Annotated in this window: 14 protein-coding genes; 8 read left to right on the forward strand and 6 right to left on the reverse strand. The window is 39.9% G+C overall.

Features of this window, described 5'->3' with window-relative positions; translation table 11 throughout:
• Positions 1 to 63: 63 nt before the first annotated feature.
• Both R2Q84_RS12845 and R2Q84_RS12850 read left to right on the forward strand, forming a co-directional pair.
• Entirely contained in the window at positions 64 to 1899 is a 1836-nt protein-coding gene (locus tag R2Q84_RS12845) for a HAMP domain-containing sensor histidine kinase (RefSeq protein WP_316816950.1), read from the forward strand.
• Complete coding sequence (locus tag R2Q84_RS12850; protein WP_316816951.1) at positions 1899 to 2594, forward strand: response regulator transcription factor; 696 nt, start codon at positions 1899 to 1901, stop codon at positions 2592 to 2594. The genes R2Q84_RS12845 and R2Q84_RS12850 overlap by 1 nt, the downstream gene beginning before the upstream one ends.
• Here the strand turns inward: R2Q84_RS12850 and R2Q84_RS12855 are convergent.
• Both R2Q84_RS12855 and R2Q84_RS12860 read right to left on the reverse strand, forming a co-directional pair.
• Positions 2591 to 3361 (reverse strand): GLPGLI family protein, encoded by a 771-nt coding sequence (locus tag R2Q84_RS12855; RefSeq protein WP_316816952.1) that lies wholly within the window; start codon positions 3359 to 3361, stop codon positions 2591 to 2593. The genes R2Q84_RS12850 and R2Q84_RS12855 overlap by 4 nt on opposite strands.
• A gap of 13 nt (positions 3362 to 3374) precedes the next feature.
• On the reverse strand, positions 3375 to 6116 hold the full coding sequence (locus R2Q84_RS12860; protein WP_316816953.1) for an outer membrane beta-barrel family protein: 2742 nt from the start codon (positions 6114 to 6116) through the stop codon (positions 3375 to 3377).
• A gap of 142 nt (positions 6117 to 6258) precedes the next feature.
• Between R2Q84_RS12860 and R2Q84_RS12865 the strand changes: the two genes are divergently transcribed.
• Together R2Q84_RS12865 and R2Q84_RS12870 are read left to right on the forward strand one after the other, a co-directional pair.
• Positions 6259 to 8070: a DUF4153 domain-containing protein gene (locus R2Q84_RS12865; protein ID WP_316816954.1), complete on the forward strand. Its 1812-nt coding sequence runs from the start codon at positions 6259 to 6261 to the stop codon at positions 8068 to 8070.
• A gap of 23 nt (positions 8071 to 8093) precedes the next feature.
• Positions 8094 to 10394, forward strand: coding sequence for a helix-turn-helix domain-containing protein (locus R2Q84_RS12870; protein WP_316816955.1), 2301 nt, complete (start codon positions 8094 to 8096; stop codon positions 10392 to 10394).
• A 27-nt stretch (positions 10395 to 10421) separates the two neighbouring features.
• Here R2Q84_RS12870 and dapF read toward each other — a convergent pair whose 3' ends face one another.
• Complete coding sequence (gene dapF / locus R2Q84_RS12875) at positions 10422 to 11207, reverse strand: diaminopimelate epimerase (RefSeq protein WP_410478423.1); 786 nt, start codon at positions 11205 to 11207, stop codon at positions 10422 to 10424.
• A gap of 153 nt (positions 11208 to 11360) precedes the next feature.
• Here dapF and R2Q84_RS12880 point away from each other — a divergent pair, with 153 nt between their 5' ends.
• The 4 genes from R2Q84_RS12880 (at position 11361) to R2Q84_RS12895 (ending at position 16591) form a co-directional block, all read left to right on the forward strand.
• Entirely contained in the window at positions 11361 to 12902 is a 1542-nt protein-coding gene (locus R2Q84_RS12880; protein WP_316816957.1) for a trypsin-like peptidase domain-containing protein, read from the forward strand.
• A 206-nt stretch (positions 12903 to 13108) separates the two neighbouring features.
• On the forward strand, positions 13109 to 13789 hold the full coding sequence (locus R2Q84_RS12885) for a succinate dehydrogenase cytochrome b subunit (protein WP_316816958.1): 681 nt from the start codon (positions 13109 to 13111) through the stop codon (positions 13787 to 13789).
• A 25-nt stretch (positions 13790 to 13814) separates the two neighbouring features.
• Positions 13815 to 15794 (forward strand): fumarate reductase/succinate dehydrogenase flavoprotein subunit, encoded by a 1980-nt coding sequence (locus R2Q84_RS12890; RefSeq protein ID WP_316816959.1) that lies wholly within the window; start codon positions 13815 to 13817, stop codon positions 15792 to 15794.
• Positions 15795 to 15820: 26 nt separating this feature from the next.
• The gene (locus R2Q84_RS12895) at positions 15821 to 16591 is read left to right on the forward strand and encodes a succinate dehydrogenase/fumarate reductase iron-sulfur subunit (protein WP_316816960.1); all 771 of its coding nucleotides are present in this window, start codon (positions 15821 to 15823) and stop codon (positions 16589 to 16591) included.
• Positions 16592 to 16673: 82 nt separating this feature from the next.
• Here the strand turns inward: R2Q84_RS12895 and R2Q84_RS12900 are convergent, their stop codons facing one another.
• The 3 genes from R2Q84_RS12900 to R2Q84_RS12910 all read right to left on the reverse strand — a co-directional run bounded on the left by R2Q84_RS12900 (position 16674) and on the right by R2Q84_RS12910 (position 19508).
• Complete coding sequence (locus R2Q84_RS12900) at positions 16674 to 18677, reverse strand: TonB family protein (RefSeq protein ID WP_316816961.1); 2004 nt, start codon at positions 18675 to 18677, stop codon at positions 16674 to 16676.
• On the reverse strand, positions 18674 to 19051 hold the full coding sequence (locus R2Q84_RS12905) for a BlaI/MecI/CopY family transcriptional regulator (protein WP_316816962.1): 378 nt from the start codon (positions 19049 to 19051) through the stop codon (positions 18674 to 18676). Before R2Q84_RS12905 ends, R2Q84_RS12900 begins: the two co-directional genes overlap by 4 nt.
• 283 nt (positions 19052 to 19334) lie before the next feature.
• The gene (locus R2Q84_RS12910) at positions 19335 to 19508 is read right to left on the reverse strand and encodes a hypothetical protein (protein WP_316816963.1); all 174 of its coding nucleotides are present in this window, start codon (positions 19506 to 19508) and stop codon (positions 19335 to 19337) included.
• Positions 19509 to 19699 lie beyond the last annotated feature (191 nt).

Here is a 19699-nt window from a genome sequence, read left to right on the forward strand (position 1 = left end):
TGTTAAATTTTGTTAAATAAGGGGGCTTTGTGTGAATGCTTCTTTATTTTTGAGTAACCTATAATGAAGAAAAGAAGCCTTTGGCTAATTACCGGACTGATGACCATAGCTTTGCTAGGGGTGTTTGTAATGCAATTGTATTACATCAGGGAAGCTTATAACCTAAAATCTCAGCTTTTTGAACAGGATGTAAAACAAGCTTTGAATAATGTAGCCAGTAAAGTTCAAAAGCGTTATGCAGCCATTCATATCACTAAAAAAGATTTTGAGATCAGAAGGGAACGGGATAAAGATTTTAGAGACAAGGCTCAGCAGATCGTTGATTTTAAAGAACAATATAAAGAACAGGAGGCTAAGCGCAGACTGGAACAACAAAGAAGGGTTGTCGCAGATTTGAATATGCGTGACAGTATTGTTCGACGAACTTTTTTAAAGCCTGAACTGATCAGTGAGGAGGTATTTCAGGAAATTTCAAATCCCAGTAATAAAGGCAGTTCATCTTTGCAGGTGCAAGTTGATTTTGGTGTTGATGCCTATGGAAATGTTAGTGGAAATGTAAACCAAACCCTGGTTCCCAAAATCGGAGCTACTTTTTCGGTAGCGCCAGGCCGACTTCCTGATAGCATCCGGTACCTTGCTGTAAATCCGAGGACTTTAAATCCTATGACTGTCTCGATCGAACGCGTTGCTCCTGAAATTGCATTGAAATTTAAGATGGAAGATAGGATTGCGGAGCAGAAATATAAATCAGGGCTAAAAGAGTTAATGAACGATACACTTGCTTTGGAAGGAAGTAATTTAAATTATCTGGAGGATGTTGCGAAAGAAATGCGCCAGGTATATGTTCCCATCAATCAGCGCGTGTCCAGAGATGTATTAGATACCCTTATAAAAAAAGAGCTGCAAGATCAGAATGTAAGTTTAAAGTATGACTTCTGGTTAAAACTGGCAAACAAGGATTCTGTACTTTATCAGAAAGCATCTAATTCTAATATGGAGATTTTGCCGGAAAACACTTACCGTACAACCTTATTCAGTAACGAGATTTTCAGAGATCCGGGGATGCTTTATTTGTATTTTCCTAATAAAAACTCTTTAATCCTGAGTAATATGTGGGCTACGATGGCTTCTTCTGCTGGTTTGCTTCTGGTATTGATCTTCATTTTTGCCTATACTATTTATGCAATTCTTAAGCAAAAGAAGATCTCTGAAATGAAGACGGATTTTATCAACAATATGACCCACGAGTTTAAAACACCCGTTGCAACCATTATGATCGCCAGCGAGGCCCTTAAAGATCCGGAGATTGTAGAGGACAAGAGCAGGGTGAAAAGGCTTGCAGGTATAATATATGATGAAAACGTACGCTTAGGCAACCATATTGAACGTGTGCTGAGTATAGCGCGCTTAGAAAAGAAAGAACTTAAACTGGAGCATAAGGAGGTAAATACGCACGATTTAATTGCGGCAGTAGTTGACAGTATGAATTTGCAGTTGCAAAAGAAAAATGCAAAGGTAAATCTGAGCCTCAATGCTGAACACCCACTTGTTTATGGTGACGAATTACACCTTTCGAATGTGTTTTATAACCTGATTGATAATGCCAATAAGTATAGTGCAGAAGATCCTGAGATTACCATTGAAACCAGAAGTACGGATAAAGTCCTGGTTATAAATATCTCCGATAAAGGTATTGGGATGACCAAAGAGCATTCAAAACGTATATTTGATCAGTTTTATCGTGTTCCTACCGGGAACCTGCATGATGTTAAAGGCTTTGGTCTGGGACTGAATTATGTACAGGATATTGTTGAACAGATGAATGGAACAATAAAAGTATATAGCGAGAAAGATAAAGGAACTACATTTGAAATAACTTTACCACTAAACCACAACTAATGAAAAGAATTCTATTGGTCGAAGATGATCCTAACCTCGGATTGCTTTTACAGGATTACCTTCAGTTAAAAGGGAAATTCGATGTAGTGTTATGTACCGATGGCGAAGAAGGTTTGCGTGCATTTAGCAAGCAGGAATTTGACCTTTGTATCCTAGATGTCATGATGCCTAAAAAAGATGGTTTTACACTCGGTAAAGAGATCAGAAAGATCGATCAGGATATCCCTATTATATTTGCGACTGCAAAGGCGATGATGGAAGATAAAGCTTCTGCTTATGATTTGGGAGGAGATGATTACATCACTAAACCATTTAGAATTGAGGAATTGCTGCTACGCATCAATGCTTTGTTAAAGCGTGTCGCCGTAAAAGAACAGGTTGATCAGGGACCCGCTCAAACCGAATTTCAAATAGGCGACTATACTTTCGATTATACAACGCAATTAATCCATTATAATGGACTGCAGCAAAAGTTATCCACCAAAGAAGCTGAACTGTTGCGGTTGCTCTGCCTTAAAAAGAACGCTGTACTCACCAGGGAAGAAGCTTTATTAAGCATCTGGCATGATGATAATTATTTCAATGGCCGCAGTATGGATGTGTTTTTAAGTAAACTGAGAAAATATCTAAGGGAAGATCCTAAAGTAGAAATCTTAAATGTACATGGTAAAGGCTATAAATTATTAGTCAACTAAAGTACCAGCAATTTAATCATACTGCCGGCCTGGCTGCCCCATCTGCTCAATACTTTGTTAATGGTTTCGAAAAGACCTTTGTTGTCTAATGGTTTCCCTTTTGTAGGGGGCTTTATCTCTGTAACAGGAACAGATTTGTCGGTAACAGTCTTAGCAAACCAGGTAATGTTATCATGTGGAAGTGCAACCCCGAGAATCATCCCCGGTAATCCTGTAAATGATTCCGGTCCACCTGAAACAGGAATTTTATCGGTGTAAAAGGCAACAACGTACACAGAATCCATAATAATGGCATTTGCCCTGCGACATTCATAGCCGGCGATATCACGCATCTCGCTTGTCAGTTTCCAGTTGATTTTTCGCGGACTGTCTTTTATTAAAAAGGTTTCTTCAAAAAATGTCTTTTCCGTTGTAAATGAATTTGCAGATAAGTCTGTATAAGTAATATTTGATTGCTCCGACTCCAGGCTCCCGCCAAACATTCCCGGAAGGCTTCCCGCTTCAGCAATAGGGGTAAACAAGGTTTTGTTGCCCGAAAATGTGAGCGTACTTTTGAGTATCTTAAACTGTGGTAAGGACTTTTTATAATCGTCAAAAGAACCGCTTATCATGCCGCCTGCCCGTGCCATCATTTTTCTAATCGCAGCATGTTGATTGATGCTCTTTTCGAATTCTATAACCCCACTGTTTACAAATCTGACATTTTGGGCAAATAGATTGTGCATGGTAAAAATCAGACCCGCTAATAATATGAATTTTGTTTTCATCGTGTTTTTCTAATTATATGCCACCCATTTTATTAAAATCCCATGACAGGGATAACATGAAATAGCGTTGAATAGTGGTTGAATTGCTTTGATTGATCGTATTATTATAAACGGATCTGCTAAAACCTGAATTTTGGTTGAGTAAATCTTTTCCGGATAAAGAAAGATTTAGGCTTTCTGTTTTCAGGAATTTCTTGTTGATAGAGGCATTCCATATCAGTCGGTTCAGCGTCTCGTTGAAAGCCTGACTTTTACCAGTGTATTGATATTCTCCGTTTGTGCGAATTTCAACTTTACCTGGTAAGCGTGCCATCAAGTCGAAATTTCCATTTGCACTATAACTATCATTATTGTTCTTAACACCTAGTACTGAGTTGCTGGAGGTATTATAGCTCGGCCTCAAACTTAAATGGATACTGTATTTATCGGCATATTTATAAATAGAAGGGCCAAGCGAATAATTAAAGGATTTCGAGGTATTTAGGAAGTTATTGGAAATACTATAGTTGTAGTTACCTCCGGTGCTGGCATCTACAGTCAGATTTATTCCATTTATTTTTCTGCCAGCAGACACATTTAAACTGAAATTTATGGGCGTCTTATCGCTCATGTTTATAGCCTGGCTGGTTGTCTTACCCGCGTCGTCTGTAACGACATTACTGGTAATCGCATTGGACGTAAAACCGAAGTTTCCGTTCACCATCAGAACCTGCTCTGTAAGGATCTTAAATGAATTGTAAGAAACACCAACGTTATTGCTAAAGGAAGGACGTAAGTTCGGGTTTCCTAAAACAATATATAATGGATCTGTATTCGCCCTGTATGGCTGAATTTGTTCCATTCCCGGTTGTGAAGTACTTCCGTTGTAATTTACACGAAGGAAGGTGGTCCTTGAAAAGTTGTAGCTATAGTTTGCCTGTGGACTCCAGTTAATAAAACTTCTCTTTAAGGTCGTATCCTCATACAAATCAATTTGTTTAAATCTTACCGCGTTAATCCTTGTGCCAAAGGTTATAACAGACTTTCCTGTTCTGTAATTAAAGTTCATACCGGCATTATTAGTTAGCTGGTCCAGTTTAAACTTGTTGCTAAATTCCCTGTCAAGATCATTGTAATTCCCGATAATGTCTTTATTAAAGGATTTTTTATCTGAACTGCTGTTGTTTAGACTTAGTCCGTAGTTAAGTACAAGCGCCAGGGTTTTTGAAATAGGTTCTGTATACGTCGCATTTGTACTAAATGTTGATTTGAATATATCGCTTGTCTTATACTGATCGATGTTGACAACGCTGTCCAGTTGATTTTGGGCATTAAGGAATTCATTTTCAGAATTCAGAAAGCCTGTACCTGTCGTTTGCTTAAAGGATTGTTTGACATTTACGGAGACGGTTCTCCCTTTTTTCTTTAACTTCTTTGCCCAGAATGCACTGGCATTAAAGCTTTTTTCGTCGCCTTCGTTGTTGATTTTTCTGGTTCCACGATTTAAGAAACTGTTGTCTTCTCTTTGGGTTGAAGATTTATAATCATCTGTTGAATCATTGTTTCCAAGCAATCCGCTAACCGTCACTTTTAATGTTGAAGTGGAATCTAAGTTCATGTTCAATGTTCCATCTACCTTCTGGTTGAAAGAGAAACTATTGGATTTCTCATCTGATTTATTGGTGTTGGTTTGCCCGGGTAGCGTATTTATGCTCAGGCTATTGTTCTCTCCTTTAGAACTAACGGAGCCTAGTTTGTAATTGGTATTGATGCCATATTTGTCTTTCCATTTATTTTCATAATGTAGTCCGGCATTTCTATTGATAGATATTCCGCCAGCTCCGCCCCCCATATCAAAGTCGTCTGCACCACCCATAGTTACCATCATTCCTCCATCATCTGAAAAATCAACGGAGCCAATAGAGATATTGTTACCAAAAGATTCATTGGTATTTCCTATAGCTCCATAAGCAGCATACTTTTTCCTGCCCTTAAAGACATTCAGGGTAGCCTGGTTCTGGTAAAAGTCTTTTGTGCCAATTCCGGCATTCAGTTTGCCAAAATACCCGTTCTTTTTATCCTCCTTTAGCTTAAGATTGATGGTTTTTGACTTTTCACCATCATCTATTCCTGTAAATGTCGCCTGGTCACTTTTCTTGTCGTAGAGTTGTACCTTGTCGATCATGTCCCCACGTAAATTTTTGGTAACCAATGTTGGGTCGTCACCAAAAAACTCTTCTCCATCAACCAGGACTTTATTCACTTTTTGACCCTGTGCAGTAATTTTTCCATCCTTATCTATTTGGATACCGGGCAGCTGCTTTAATAAGTCTTCTACTTTAGCATTAGGCTGGATGTTATAGCTGCCTGCATTAAATTCTGTAGTATCACCTTTAAAGGTGATTGCAGCATTTCCCTTAATGATCACATTCTCAAGTAGTGTCGACCGCAGGATAAGATGTATGTTGCCGAAATCTTTTTCAGGATTAACTGTATCCAGGGTAAAGTTTTCGGCATAGTCAGTATAGCCAGGATAGGTAACCAGTAAAATAAACTTTCCGGAGTGCAGGTTGTTGATGGCAAATGAGCCCTCGGCGTTTGCCCGCGTAAATTTTACAAGTGTAGAGTCTTTTTGGTTTAATAAGGTTACGGTTGTATTGACCAGTTTATAGGTTGCCATAGTATCCACTACAGAGCCTTTAATGGCGTAGGGTTTTTGTGCAAACAAAAGTACCGTGGAAAATACCATTAAAAGCGTTAAATAAGTCAGTTTCATTGTTAGTGTTTTGTTGGGATTAAAGCTATAAACTAAAATCGTATGAACGTGAGACGCATAATGTTAAAGATTGTTAAAGATATTCTTAGAAAAAGTTTAGTTTAAATATGTTTACTTTTATCTGTACGATTAAATTTTCCCTATGAAACTCAAATTGCCGTCTGTTCACTCATTATGGTTAAGCTTTCTTAAAGTCGTTTCCCGGTTTCCACTTCAGGTTGTGGTGGCAGTTGCGGCAACTATTTCCTGGTGTTTACTTGTTGATTCAAGTAGACGGATAGAAGAGCAACTTATTGTATTCCTTTCTGTTTGTAACCTGGCGCTGACTTTATTGCTGGCTGCTGATTTGTATGCGGAGGCAAATCAGTTGAAATCAGCAAAACAATGGGCATTGCGTCTGGTTGCGGCGTTAATTTGTACTGGTCTGTATTTTATATTAAAGCCATCCTTTTATCTCGCAGATGTTTACCGGATCGGTTTACTGGCTTTTGCTTTTCACCTGCTTGTCGCTTTTGCACCATTTATAAACAAGGGTAATATTAATGGCTTCTGGCAATATAATAAATCGTTGTTTTTAAGAATTCTCACTTCAGCACTGTATGCCGGGGTACTTTATATAGGTCTGGCGGTAGCACTTTTGGCTATCGATGGGTTGTTTAGTGTAAAAATAGAATGGCAAACTTATATGCGTTTATTCGCAGTAGTTACTGCGGGGTTTATGACTATCTTTTTTCTGGCAGGGGTGCCTGATAATTTCGGGGAACTGGATAAAGATGAAAGCTACCCAAAAGGGCTGAAAATATTTACACAGTATGTGCTGATCCCATTGATGACCATATATCTGCTTATTTTACTGGTATATGAAGCGAAGATCATCATGAACTGGGAACTCCCTAAAGGACTGGTTTCTACCCTGATTTTAGGCTATGCTGTTTTTGGGATCCTATCGCTGCTACTTATTCACCCCATTAAAGAAAAAGAAGGCAATGGATGGATGAAGTTGTTTTCCAGATTCTTTTATATCATGATGGTGCCCCTTGTTGTATTGTTGTTGCTTGCTGTCTGGAAAAGAGTGGGCAATTACGGGATCACGGAATCCAGGTATATCCTGATCATACTTGCAGCATGGTTGTCCTTAATTACCATTTACTTTCTCTTCAGTAAAAAGCAGAACATCAAAGTGATTCCGGTTAGTCTATGTGTTTTGGCACTACTGTCTACTTATGGGCCACAAAGCGCTTTTTCTGTGTCTGAGTTTTCGCAGGTGGCCCGGTTAAAGCGGCTGATGGGGTCTAAAGAAAAAAAGGACATAAAGCAGCGCGAGGATGTAATTGATTACCTGGTAGACAGACATGGTTTGGCGGCATTGCAGCCCTTTACAAAAGTAAATCTGACAGAAATAGAGCATGAAATCGAACTAAAAGACACTACGCTGTCTCGCTATAGCATTAAAAGTAATAAAACGGATACGGCGTACGCCTTGCTTAAAATAAAACGGACCGACTATCATAATAGTTATATGGATAACAAACGTTTTGAGCCAGAGACAGGAACAGTGATGGATGTTAAAGGTTACGATTATGTGGTCCCGATTGAAAATTATACTGATAAAACTGAACTGAAAATAAATCAGGTAAAGGTGGTAATAGAAAAATTAAGACAATACGGCAATCTGAAACTTACTGTAGGTCAGGCTCCTGCTGTAGAATTTAACATTCGGAAAATGGCGATGGATGCAATTGCGCAATTTAAGTCGGGAAAGTTGGGCACCAATCCAAAAGACAACTCGACTTCTTATTTGCCTTCCGAAGCGCTTTCCTTGACACATCATGTAGGTAATATGGAAATTAAACTGGTGGTTACGATGCTCAATACTACCGTCAATATTGATGATGAAGAGGAGCTAAACCGATGGCTAAATTATAATGGTTACCTGTTAGTGAGGGTAAAGTAGTAACTTCTTGCTAAATTTGCCGCATGCTGAATTCAGAAACTGTTAATCCTGCTGATCTTGCGGCCAGATTTGTCAACTATACCTCCAAACACATTTTCCTTACGGGGAAGGCAGGTACTGGTAAGACTACTTTTCTTAGACGTTTAATAGACCTGACGCATAAGAAGGCGGTGATTGCTGCACCTACAGGTATTGCGGCTATCAATGCAAATGGGGTAACCATACACTCTTTGTTTCAGTTGCCCTTTGGTGCCTATTTGCCTAAGCAGCCTGCAGCAGATGGTGATCATTATAATCAGCAGTACAATACGCCTAAATCTATAGTCCGCCATTTAAACATGACGGCTGCAAAACGTAAGGTGTTGGTGGATATGGAATTGTTGATCATCGACGAGGTGAGTATGCTTCGTGCGGATTTGCTGGATGCCATAGATATGGTGTTGCGTTACATCAGAAGAAATAATACAGCCAGCTTTGGTGGGGTGCAGGTTTTATTTATCGGTGACTTGCACCAGCTGCCGCCCGTAGTAAAATCTAACGAGTGGACAATGCTTGGGCAATTCTATAAAAGTGCTTATTTTTTCGATGCACATGCCTTATATCATGAACCTCCGATTTACATCGAGCTGGAAAAAATCTACAGACAGGCGGATAGCGTGTTTATCAACCTGCTGAATAATTTAAGGAACAATGAGGTAACCGCACAGGACGTGGCCCTGCTTGAAAAGTACTATCAAGCCGATTTTAAACCCTCCTTAAATGAAAAATACATTACCCTTACTACACATAACAATAAAGCCGATACTTTAAATAAACAGCGACTGGAAGAGTTGAAGGACCCTTCCTATCTGTATGTTGCAAAAGTAGAGAATGAGTTTAGTGAGTATTCCTATCCGGCAGAGCATATTCTCGAATTAAAAATCGGCGCACAGGTCATGTTTATTAAAAATGACCCTACAGGAGAACAGCGTTTTTTCAATGGTAAAATCGCTACCGTTATCTCGCTAAAGCCTGATATGATTGAGGTGCTGACCGAAGGCAACAATGAGAAAATTATACTCGAGAAATACAAGTGGGAAAACATCAGGTATACCACTGATAAAGTAACCGGCGAAATAAAAGAAGAGCTGATCGGAACTTTTACCCAGTATCCGCTAAAGCTGGCCTGGGCGATTACCGTACATAAAAGTCAGGGTTTAACTTTTGATAAGGCGATTATTGATATCGGTAACGCCTTTGCTCCCGGACAAATTTATGTTGCCCTCTCCAGGCTAAGATCTTTAGATGGATTGGTGCTCACCTCCTTAATTTCCGGTTCGGGTATCAGGCAAGATCAGAACGTAACTGGGTTTTCTAAAAATAAACAGGAGGCCGCTATATTGGAAAGCAGGATCCAGGAAGAAAGTGAAAACTTCTTAAGGTCTTATCTCTTACAGTGTTTTGATCTGACCCCACTCGATAATTATGTTTACGAACATGTGCATTCTTATACCAAAGACATCAATAAATCTGCAAAACAAAAACACGTAAAATGGGCAGCGCAATTGTTAAAGGAGCTGAGTGAATTAAAGGCGCATGCCAATAAGTTTCTGGCGCAGATCAGAAGGTTGTATGAGGATAAATCCGAAGCAGGTTTGCAGACACTTTTAGAAAGAACTACAGCTGCTGAGAATTATTTTAATCCATTGCTGTCTGCTTTCTCTAAAAGGATTTTTGAGCGTATGGAATTGGTAAAACAAGATAAACAGGTGGTGGCTTTTTTAACAGAGTTGCTGGAAATGGAAGCATTGTTTTACGAACAGGTGAAAAAGATCCGCAAAGCCACAGCCCTGCTGGAAGCCACAATTAATGGGAAAGAATTTACCAAACAGGATGTAAATGGCTTGCTAAGTCAGGCAGAACGTGCTGCGCAAATGGAAAAAGTATTTGCGATGTCTGGTAAACTTGATTTTACCGAGAAAAAAGGACGGACAGCTAAAGCCGGTATTGGTAAACCAAAAGCACCTAAAAAGGAAAAAGAACCAAAGGCCGATACTAAAGAATTATCTTTAATTCTGCTTAAAGAAGGGAAGACCATTGCTGAGATTGCTGAAGAGCGCAAAATGGTTGTTGGTACCATAGAAGGGCACCTGGCACATTATGTAGCGCTGCAGGAAATTTCTGCGAAAGATATTATTGGTAGTAAAAAACTCGACAGGATTCTTGATGCCATCAAGGAGTTAAAGACTTTACAAATGAACCCGATCAGGGAACGTCTGGGCAGAGATTATTCTTTTGGAGAGATTAAAATCGGCGTAGCTGCGCACCTGGCAGAAAGGGATTAGACTGTAAAGCGAATTAGCAGGGGGAGCTTAAAAAGCGACATCCCCCTCAAATACTTTTTCAGCCGGGCCGCATAAAAATACGTTGGTAAATTGTTTACCATTGTAATCGAATTCTATGCTCAAATTACCACCTAATACTTTTACAGGTGTTTTGATGTGCCCGCTTTGACCTTTGTGTTGTGCCATAGATAAAGCTACAGCTGTAACTCCGGTGCCGCAGGCATAAGTCTCGTCCTCAACGCCACGCTCAAATGTGCGCACAAACAGGTAATCGCCTTTGTCTTCCACATAGTTTACATTGATCCCTTCATTTTTGTAGGTTTCATTGTTGCGGATTGCTTTGCCATTGTGAAAAACATCATAGTTTTCCAGGTCGTTCATTTGGGTCACATAATGTGGTGATCCGGTATTTAATACATAAGCGCTACCATCTTTGTTAATGGTGTCGATATCAATCATTTGAAGGTCTATCCAATTGCCTTCTTCTGAAATTTTGGCATAATGTGGACCGTCGACTGCCAGAAAGTTAGTTTCACGATCAATGACACCCAGGTGTTTGGCAAAAGCCACAATACATCTGCCTCCGTTGCCGCACATGCTGCCCGGTCTGCCATCTGCATTGAAATAATGCATCTCGAAATCATACTCATCATGTGCAGTTAAAAACATTAACCCATCGGCACCAATGCCAAAACGCCTGTCACACAGGTTTTTTATGCGGTCATAGCTGATTTCCGTTAAAGGACTCATTCTATGGTCAATAAGTATAAAGTCGTTTCCTGCTCCCTGGTATTTATAGAAATGAGTGTCCATTTTTGTTGTTTCCTGCGCTTTTAACATTTTTTAACAGTATTCGTGACTGTTTACAGATGCAAATATCGTTGATATGGTATTAAATTTGAATAGATCAAGGAAAGAAAATAAAGGTGTTTTCTTAATAAGTTAAATTTAAAAACTAATATATAAATGAAAAGGATAGGATTAATAGCGTTGGCTGCATTTATAGGTGGTGCGGCTGCAATTGGTGGCTATAAATTATTAGAGCCAAAAAATGACGGATTACTGTCATTTGCCGATCAGCAAAAGGTAATGTTTGCAAGTAACCCAAAGATATCTTCAGCAGGAGCTGTTGATTTTGTAGAAGCAGCAGCGGCAGTTTCGCCAGCGGTTGTTCACATTAAGACATCATATACAGGTGGGGACTTAAGCGCGGGTCAGAGACGTCAGTCATCTCCAATGGATATGTTTGATGATCTGTTTGGTGGTGGCGGTGGCCGTAGAATGCAACGCATGCCAAAAGCAGCTTCTGGTTCAGGTGTAATTTTAACCCCTGATGGTTATATTGTAACCAACAACCACGTAGTGGATAATGCAGATAAAATCGAAGTGATCTTGTCTGACAGACGTAAAGTAAGTGCCAAAGTGGTTGGTAAAGATGCAAACACCGATTTAGCATTGATTAAAGTTGATGCAACTGATCTGCCTGTAGTGAAAATGGGTAACTCTGATAATGTTCAGATTGGTGAGTGGGTTTTAGCAGTAGGTTTCCCTTTGGATCTGCAAACTACGGTTACTGCGGGTATCGTAAGTGCTAAAGCACGTAGTATTGGCATTTTAGCAAGAGATCAGCAACAGCCTACACAAGAGGAGTTTGAAGAGTACCAAAGAACTGGGAAAATGCCTTCAAGGGCAGCAAATACCAGTATTGAGTCGTTTATCCAGACAGATGCGGCAATTAATCCTGGAAACAGTGGTGGTGCATTAGTGAATGCAAATGGTGAATTGATTGGTATCAATGCAGCTATTGCTTCTCAGACTGGTACTAACGTAGGTTATGGATTTGCAATCCCGGTAAACCTTGCTAAAAAAATCCTTGATGATTTTAGAAAATATGGTGCGGTTAAACGCGGTTATATTGGCGTAACATTCCAGACTTTGGATGCAGATGTAGCTGAGAAATTAAATGTGAAAGACAATTCAGGTCTTTATGTAAGTGAAGTGCTTCCTGGTAGTGGTGCTGCTGCGGCAGGTATCCAAAAAGGGGACATCATTAAAAAAGTTGAAGGATCGATCATTTACGATTCTCCGGACTTGCAGGAAAAAATAGGCCGTTTAAGTCCTGGTGATAAAGTAGAGCTTACTTATTCCAGAAACGGACAGTTGAAAAATGCTAAGGTGACCTTAAAAGGTGAAGGTGATATTAAATCAAATGACGTTGCTAAGGCGGGAGGTACTGCAAGTATCGATAAATTAGGTGCGTCATTTGCTCCGGCTCCTGCACAGCTGAAAAGTAAATTTGGTGTAAGAAACGGGGTAGTGGTTACCGGAGTGGAGCAAGGTAAAGTTTTTGATTCTTTAGAAATTCCTAAAGGTTTATTGGTTACTGCCGTTAACGGACAGCCGGTAAATAGTGCAAGTGATGTTGAAGCTGCGTTGAAACAGTCAAGAAACGGTGTGACTACTGTTTCTGGTGTAACAGCTCAAGGGAACTTTACTTATAGGTTCTAAGATTAGATTATCGCATAATGAAGGGGCATCCGGCAATCGGATGCCCCTTTTTTCGTTGCATAAGAAAATGAATCCTTCAATTTTGACTTTTATCATCTAATTGTAATGTTAGAATGTTTCTAAATAGCTGATTTGTGCTTTGAATTAACAGATTAATTCTTTTATTAAATACTTTTGCACATAACAAGTAATAAAAAAACAATCTAATGGCAAGTTTCGGAAAGGCTTTTTCCTCATCAATTGGAAAAAAATTAATAATGGGCATTACGGGCCTGTTTCTCATTTCATTTCTTTTAGTGCACTGCTTTATCAATGCATTGATATATGTGAATGATGGCGGCTTAACGTTTAACATGGGAGCTCATTTTATGGGTACTAACTGGTTAATCAGGGCTATGGAAATCGTTTTATTCGCAGGTTTGCTTGCGCATATCATCCAGGGTTTCAGATTGGTATTTCAAAACCAGGCGGCGCGTCCGGTTAAATATGCGGTTACCAATGGTGCTGCAAATAGCAAATGGTATTCCCGTTCAATGGGTTTATTGGGTACGTTGCTATTGATCTTTTTAATTGTCCACATCAACAAGTTCTGGGTGATGTCTCGTTTTACAGGCATTCCTACAACAGACGCAAATGGTAATCACGACCTGTTTGCAGTAATGGTAGAGACTTTTAAAGATCCATTGCTGGTTGTACTTTATGTATTGGCAATGGTTTCATTGGCTTATCACTTATTGCATGGTTTCTCTTCAGCATTCCAAACTTTGGGCTGGAACCACAAGAAGTATACACCAATCATCAAATCCCTTGGCGTATGGTATTCAATTATCATTTCTTTGCTGTTTGCTTCTATGCCAATTGCAATGTACCTGGGCCTTATTAAATAATTTTAGATCTTAAAGTTTAAACAACATGGCAGAATTAAATGCTCATATACCTGAAGGAGAGTTAACAGAGAAATGGACTAAATTACGTTCTTCTATGCCATTGGTTAATCCGGCCAATAAAAGAAGCATAGAAATTATCGTAGTAGGTTCGGGGCTGGCAGGTGCTTCGGCAGCAGCTACCCTTGCTGAAATGGGTTATAAGGTTAAATGTTTTTGCTTCCAGGATTCACCTAGAAGAGCGCACTCGATTGCGGCTCAGGGTGGTATCAATGCAGCAAAGAATTATCAGAATGATGGCGATAGTACTTATCGTTTATTTTATGATACCATAAAAGGTGGTGATTACCGCGCACGTGAAGCCAACGTACACCGTTTGGCCGAAGTGAGTGCAAATATTATAGATCAGTGTGTGGCACAAGGTGTACCTTTGGCCAGAGAGTATGGTGGTTTGTTAGACAACCGTTCATTCGGTGGTACACAGGTTCAGCGTACATTTTATGCTGCGGGTCAAACCGGTCAGCAATTGCTTTTAGGTGCTTATAGCGCTTTAGAGCGTCAGGTAGGTATGGGTAAAGTGGAAATGTTTACCCGTCACGAAATGCTTGAAGTTGTAACGGTGGATGGTAAAGCACGTGGTATTATTGCGCGTAATTTGCTAACCGGCGAACTGGAACGTCATTCAGGGCATGCGGTATTGCTTTGCAGTGGTGGTTACGGAAACGTGTTCTACCTTTCTACAAACGCAATGGGTAGTAACGTGACGGCTGCGTGGAAAGCACACAAAAAAGGCGCTTTCTTTGGTAACCCTTGCTATACGCAAATTCACCCTACCTGTATCCCGGTTTCTGGTGATCACCAGTCTAAATTAACCCTGATGTCTGAGTCGTTACGTAACGATGGCAGGATCTGGGTTCCTAAAAAGAAAAACGATACCCGTAAAGCTTCAGAAATTCCTGAAGATGAAAGAGATTATTACTTAGAGCGCAGATACCCTGCTTTTGGTAACCTTGTTCCACGTGATGTGGCCTCTCGTGCTGCTAAAGAGCGTTGCGATGCAGGTTACGGAGTAGGTAACTCTAAGCTGGCTGTTTATCTTGATTTTAAAGCCAATACAGAACGTTATGGCCGTATTGAAGCGAATGTACAGAATATCCATAACCCAGATAAAGAAACCTGCATGCGTTTAGGCCGTGAGGTGATTAAGGAGAAATATGGTAACCTGTTTGATATGTATGCGCAGATCACCGGAGAAGATCCTTATGAATTACCAATGCGTATCTATCCTGCGGTTCACTATACCATGGGTGGTTTATGGGTAGATTATAACTTAATGACTACCGTACCTGGCTTATATGCTTTAGGTGAGGCAAACTTCTCTGATCACGGAGCAAACCGTTTAGGTGCTTCTGCGTTGATGCAGGGATTAGCTGATGGTTACTTTGTAATCCCTTACACTATTGGTGCTTACTTATCTAAAGAACTGGCTACAAAACCAATTCCTCAGGATCACCCGGCATTCGTAGAAGCTGAGGCTAGTGCAAGAGGAATTATCGACAAGTTTTTTGCGATTAAGGGAACCAAATCTGTAGATCATTTCCACAAGAAATTAGGAAAGATCATGTGGGAAAAATGCGGAATGGCCCGTAACGCTAAAGGCTTAACAGAGGCGATCGCAGAAATTCAGCAGTTGCGTAAAGAATTCTGGAGTGATGTTCGTGTACCGGGAGAAGCAAATGAGTTTAACCCTGAATTGGAGAAAGCAGGTCGCGTGGCCGACTTTATCGAATTAGGAGAGCTGATGTGTATAGATGCCCTGAACAGAAACGAGTCTTGTGGTGGTCACTTCAGAGAAGAGTACCAGACTGAAGAAGGTGAAGCGATGCGTGATGATGAAAACTACGCTTACGTTGCTGCATGGGAGTTCAAAGAGGGTGTTAAATTTGAGCTGCATAAAGAAGAGCTGAAGTTTGAAAACATCAAGGTTGCACAAAGAAGTTATAAATAATAGCTAAGTACTAAAATCTCAATATCATGAGTACAGGAAATATGAATTTAACGCTGAAAATCTGGCGTCAAAAAAATACAAAAGCCAAAGGTAGTTTGGTTGATTATAAACTATCGGAGATTTCTCCTGATATGTCTTTCTTAGAAATGTTTGACGTATTAAACGAAGAATTGATTTCTAAGGGCGACGAACCAGTTGTGTTTGATCACGACTGTAGAGAGGGGATCTGTGGTGCCTGCTCTATGTTTATCAATGGAAGGCCTCACGGACCAAAAGAAGGGATTACCACCTGTCAGTTACACATGCGTTCATTTAAAGATGGTGATACCATTGTTGTTGAACCATGGAGAGCAAAGGCTTTTCCGGTAATTAAAGATTTAACTGTAGATAGATCTGCGTTTGACAGAGTTATTGCAGCTGGAGGCTTTATTTCAGTGAATACAGGGAATGCTCAGGACGCCAACAACCTTCCGATTCCTAAAGTGCAGGCCGACTCAGCTTTTGAAGCTGCAGCTTGTATCGGATGTGGTGCTTGCGTGGCTACTTGTAAAAATGCTTCGGCAATGTTATTCGTATCTGCAAAAATCTCTCAGCTGGCACAATTGCCACAAGGACAACCTGAGCGTTACCGCAGGGTTCAGAGCATGGTTGCACAGATGGATGCCGAAGGGTTTGGTAATTGTACCAATACAGGAGCTTGTGAGGCAGAATGCCCTAAAGGCATATCTTTAGAGAACATAGCACGTATGAATAGAGATTTTTATTCTGCAAAATTTGTATCTGAGGAAGATATTTAATAGTTTTATAGAACGAGACAAGGTATTACACAAAGAACCCCGGCCATAATGACCGGGGTTCTTTGCTTTAGATATTTTATAATTATTTCTCCTTCTTTTCTTTAGCCTCGCCGGTCTTCTCAATCCATTTTCCTGTTTTTGTTGTAATTAAAATTACGCCATTTACTCCTTTTAATCCATATAAGGCAGTTGCTGAAGCGCTTTTAAGTACATCGATGGCTTCTATGTTATTTGGATCTAACGTTGCCATGGTTGCGGCATCAATTGGCTTGCCATCCAGTATATAAAGTGGTTCGTGCTCTGGTTTTGCTCCAAATTTGACTTCGGCACCGTTTTCACTTTTAAAGCGAATTCCCATATTCTGTCCAGCGGGTTGAGCTGGCTCTTTTTTGTTTTGGGGCCTTGTCGGCACCCCTTCATCGGTGCTTAAGGAAAATACCATTGGAAGATGATACTTTACACGCACCGCATTTCCTGCTACCAGACCTGGGTTCCATTTTGGAGATTCTTTTAATACCCTTATGGCTTCCTCATCTGTGCCACTTCCCAGTTTTTTTTCCACTTTTATACCAGTTAAAGCACCGTCTGTTTCTACAATAAACGATAAAAATACTTTTCCCTGGATATTATTTTCCTGAGCCTCTTTTGGATAGCGGACGGTTTTGGACAGGTATTCGTATAATTTTTGCATTCCCCCCGGAAAGGATGGCGCAGTATCAAGTGAAGTAAAATCATAGACTTTTTCGTCATTGTCGCCACCCGAGCTGGCAGATGCTGGACCAAAGTAAGCGTGCAAGGTAATTTTATTTAATGCCGTATAACCTTTGATCGGTTCAATTTTTTCATTTTGTAAGGGCGTATTGGCCCCTTCAAGACGAAAATCTATGTTTATAGTGTATTTACCATCTTGAATTGATTTATAGCCTGAAAAGGAGGCAAGCGCTCTCATTGCTTCAGCATCGCAGCCTCCACCTAATTTTGTGGCGATACCAATGTTTTCTAACTGCCCACCAGCAATCGTGAATTTTAGCATAGTCGTTCCCTGAATTTTCTCTTGATGTGCTATAGGGGGATACCTAAGGCTTTTTTTCATGAATGTATAAAATTCCTCCCAGCCAGCCAGCGGTTGAATGGGTTCCTCATTTATGATTTCTGTCTTTTTTGAACGTTGAGGGGTAATGGGCTTGATCGACTCTTTTACGACCTCAGTAACCGCTTCAACAGGGGTGTTTAACGGGATGTTGTCTGCAATCTCCTGGATTTTCTCATTGCTGCGGATGGTTGCCGATGACATGATTAACGCTATAGCAAATAGTGGAATGAACAGGCCATATTTTAATACGGCTATTTTGTGTGATCTTTGTTTATGTAACATAAATATTCTCTTTTTTATCAGTGATTTATTAAAAAAACTGTTGGTTAGGGTGTTCACAGGTACCCGGAAGGCGCTGCTCAGTAGGAGTAAAGCATATTGTTCTTTATCCCCCTGAAATTTAGCGGCCTCTTCATCTGCAAGGTACTCGTGGATGCTTTTGATGGCATCTTTGTAAAAATAGATGATTGGATTGAACCAGGTAAAAATGCTCAGCAGTTCGAAAAAGAGCACATCCATACTATGCCATTGACGCATGTGGGTATCCTCATGTTTATGGATGGTATCGACTTGAGGCAGACTGGCATCAATGCGTTTCTTTAAAAAGAAAGAGAAGGCTGTGCCATTTTCTTTTTGTTTTAGCTTTCTGTTGACGGCGATCAATTGCGCGATCAGTCTTACACTGAAAAACAAAATACCTGTAATGTAGACCAAAACAATAAAGTTACCAGCATTCAAGCTACTCGGGGCTTCCTGAACAATGCTTACCTGGCCCATGAGTTGCCCCACACTGATGTAAACAGGTTGTATTGCTTCCTGTTTGGTAAACCATTCAAATCTTAAGAAGGGGATAGCGAGCGACAATACGCCTGCTGAAACCAAATAGATTCGGTTAAGTGTGAAATAAGTCTCTTTGTCTAACAATAACTTATAGAAGCCGTAAAATACCACCAGGTAAATGTTGACTTGTAGTAGGTAATGTGCTATACTCATCTCGGTCTGTTTTTAATTTTGTTAATCATTTTCAGAATCTCATCCACGTCGCTCAGGTCAAGCTTTTCTTCTTTCACAAAGAAGGAAAACATACTTTCAACAGAGTTTTCGAAGTAGCCATCTAATAGCTTCTCTGTGGCATGACGCTTATAATCTTCTTTGCTGATCAATGGATAATATTGATGCGATTTGCCAAAAGCCTCGTGTCCCACAAATCCTTTGGTCTCGAGTATCCTGATAATGGTAGATACGGTATTGTAGGCAGGCTTTGGTTCGGGCAAAAAATCCATTACTTCTTTAACAAAGCCTTTTTCAAGCTGCCATATAATTTGCATAATCTGCTCTTCTGCTTTAGTTAAATCTTTTATCTCCATATTATATTCGGTTAAATGTTTATTTTGGATTTGTTATTCCGTTTAACGCGTATTTTACGGTATAACTAAATTCTTAGTATAAATCTATAACTAATATTTTAGTTTTCAAAATGTTTTGCAAAATAAAACTGAAAAAGGCCTTAGGACGGAAAATAAAGCACAAAAAAAATGACGGTATCCGCCGCCATTCTTTATTATTAACTAAACTAAATTTATTGGTTGGCTTGCCTAAGCATTATAAATGAAGGGCAAGGGAGTGTAGATAAACTCTTTCCGGAGCTGATTACCTGGAAAAAGGACTTGCTACTTTTATAAGACCGCTCTTTACAGCCGGTGCTTTCGAAACGAGATCTTCATTTTGGTTATCAGTACTCACCTTAGTAAGGGTTAGTACTATCATCATAAAGACAGGTATCAACAGTAACAGAAAAGGCGATGTATTTGCTAACGTTTTCATAGGTCTTTGTTTTTATTGTTGTTGTTTGATGAAACAAATAGAATGAATAAAAACAGGCTGCTAAAATCTTTTAGACCAAGTGTATATTATCTTAGATCAACTGTTCAAATGGAAGGTTTTCTGAATATTCCCCTCAATTAGCCCGTTGGTAGAAGAAAAATGCCAGTTCGTCGAACGCCGGCATTTTAAAA

It is taken from the genome of Pedobacter nyackensis, assembly GCF_032678475.1.
Taxonomy (GTDB): Bacteria; Bacteroidota; Bacteroidia; order Sphingobacteriales; family Sphingobacteriaceae; genus Pedobacter; species Pedobacter nyackensis_A.

What these genes read in the sequence shown, in the direction of transcription:
- R2Q84_RS12890 (WP_316816959.1), top strand. Translation starts at nt 13,815, where the DNA reads ATGGCAGAATTAAATGCTCATATACCTGAAGGAGAGTTAACAGAGAAA.
- R2Q84_RS12910 (WP_316816963.1), bottom strand. Translation starts at nt 19,508, where the DNA reads ATGAAAACGTTAGCAAATACATCGCCTTTTCTGTTACTGTTGATACCT.
- R2Q84_RS12860 (WP_316816953.1), bottom strand. Translation starts at nt 6,116, where the DNA reads ATGAAACTGACTTATTTAACGCTTTTAATGGTATTTTCCACGGTACTT.
- R2Q84_RS12880 (WP_316816957.1), top strand. Translation starts at nt 11,361, where the DNA reads ATGAAAAGGATAGGATTAATAGCGTTGGCTGCATTTATAGGTGGTGCG.
- R2Q84_RS12895 (WP_316816960.1), top strand. Translation starts at nt 15,821, where the DNA reads ATGAGTACAGGAAATATGAATTTAACGCTGAAAATCTGGCGTCAAAAA.
- R2Q84_RS12870 (WP_316816955.1), top strand. Translation starts at nt 8,094, where the DNA reads ATGCTGAATTCAGAAACTGTTAATCCTGCTGATCTTGCGGCCAGATTT.
- R2Q84_RS12855 (WP_316816952.1), bottom strand. Translation starts at nt 3,361, where the DNA reads ATGAAAACAAAATTCATATTATTAGCGGGTCTGATTTTTACCATGCAC.
- R2Q84_RS12865 (WP_316816954.1), top strand. Translation starts at nt 6,259, where the DNA reads ATGAAACTCAAATTGCCGTCTGTTCACTCATTATGGTTAAGCTTTCTT.
- dapF (WP_410478423.1), bottom strand. Translation starts at nt 11,207, where the DNA reads ATGGACACTCATTTCTATAAATACCAGGGAGCAGGAAACGACTTTATA.
- R2Q84_RS12845 (WP_316816950.1), top strand. Translation starts at nt 64, where the DNA reads ATGAAGAAAAGAAGCCTTTGGCTAATTACCGGACTGATGACCATAGCT.
- R2Q84_RS12900 (WP_316816961.1), bottom strand. Translation starts at nt 18,677, where the DNA reads ATGAGTATAGCACATTACCTACTACAAGTCAACATTTACCTGGTGGTA.
- R2Q84_RS12905 (WP_316816962.1), bottom strand. Translation starts at nt 19,051, where the DNA reads ATGGAGATAAAAGATTTAACTAAAGCAGAAGAGCAGATTATGCAAATT.
- R2Q84_RS12850 (WP_316816951.1), top strand. Translation starts at nt 1,899, where the DNA reads ATGAAAAGAATTCTATTGGTCGAAGATGATCCTAACCTCGGATTGCTT.
- R2Q84_RS12885 (WP_316816958.1), top strand. Translation starts at nt 13,109, where the DNA reads ATGGCAAGTTTCGGAAAGGCTTTTTCCTCATCAATTGGAAAAAAATTA.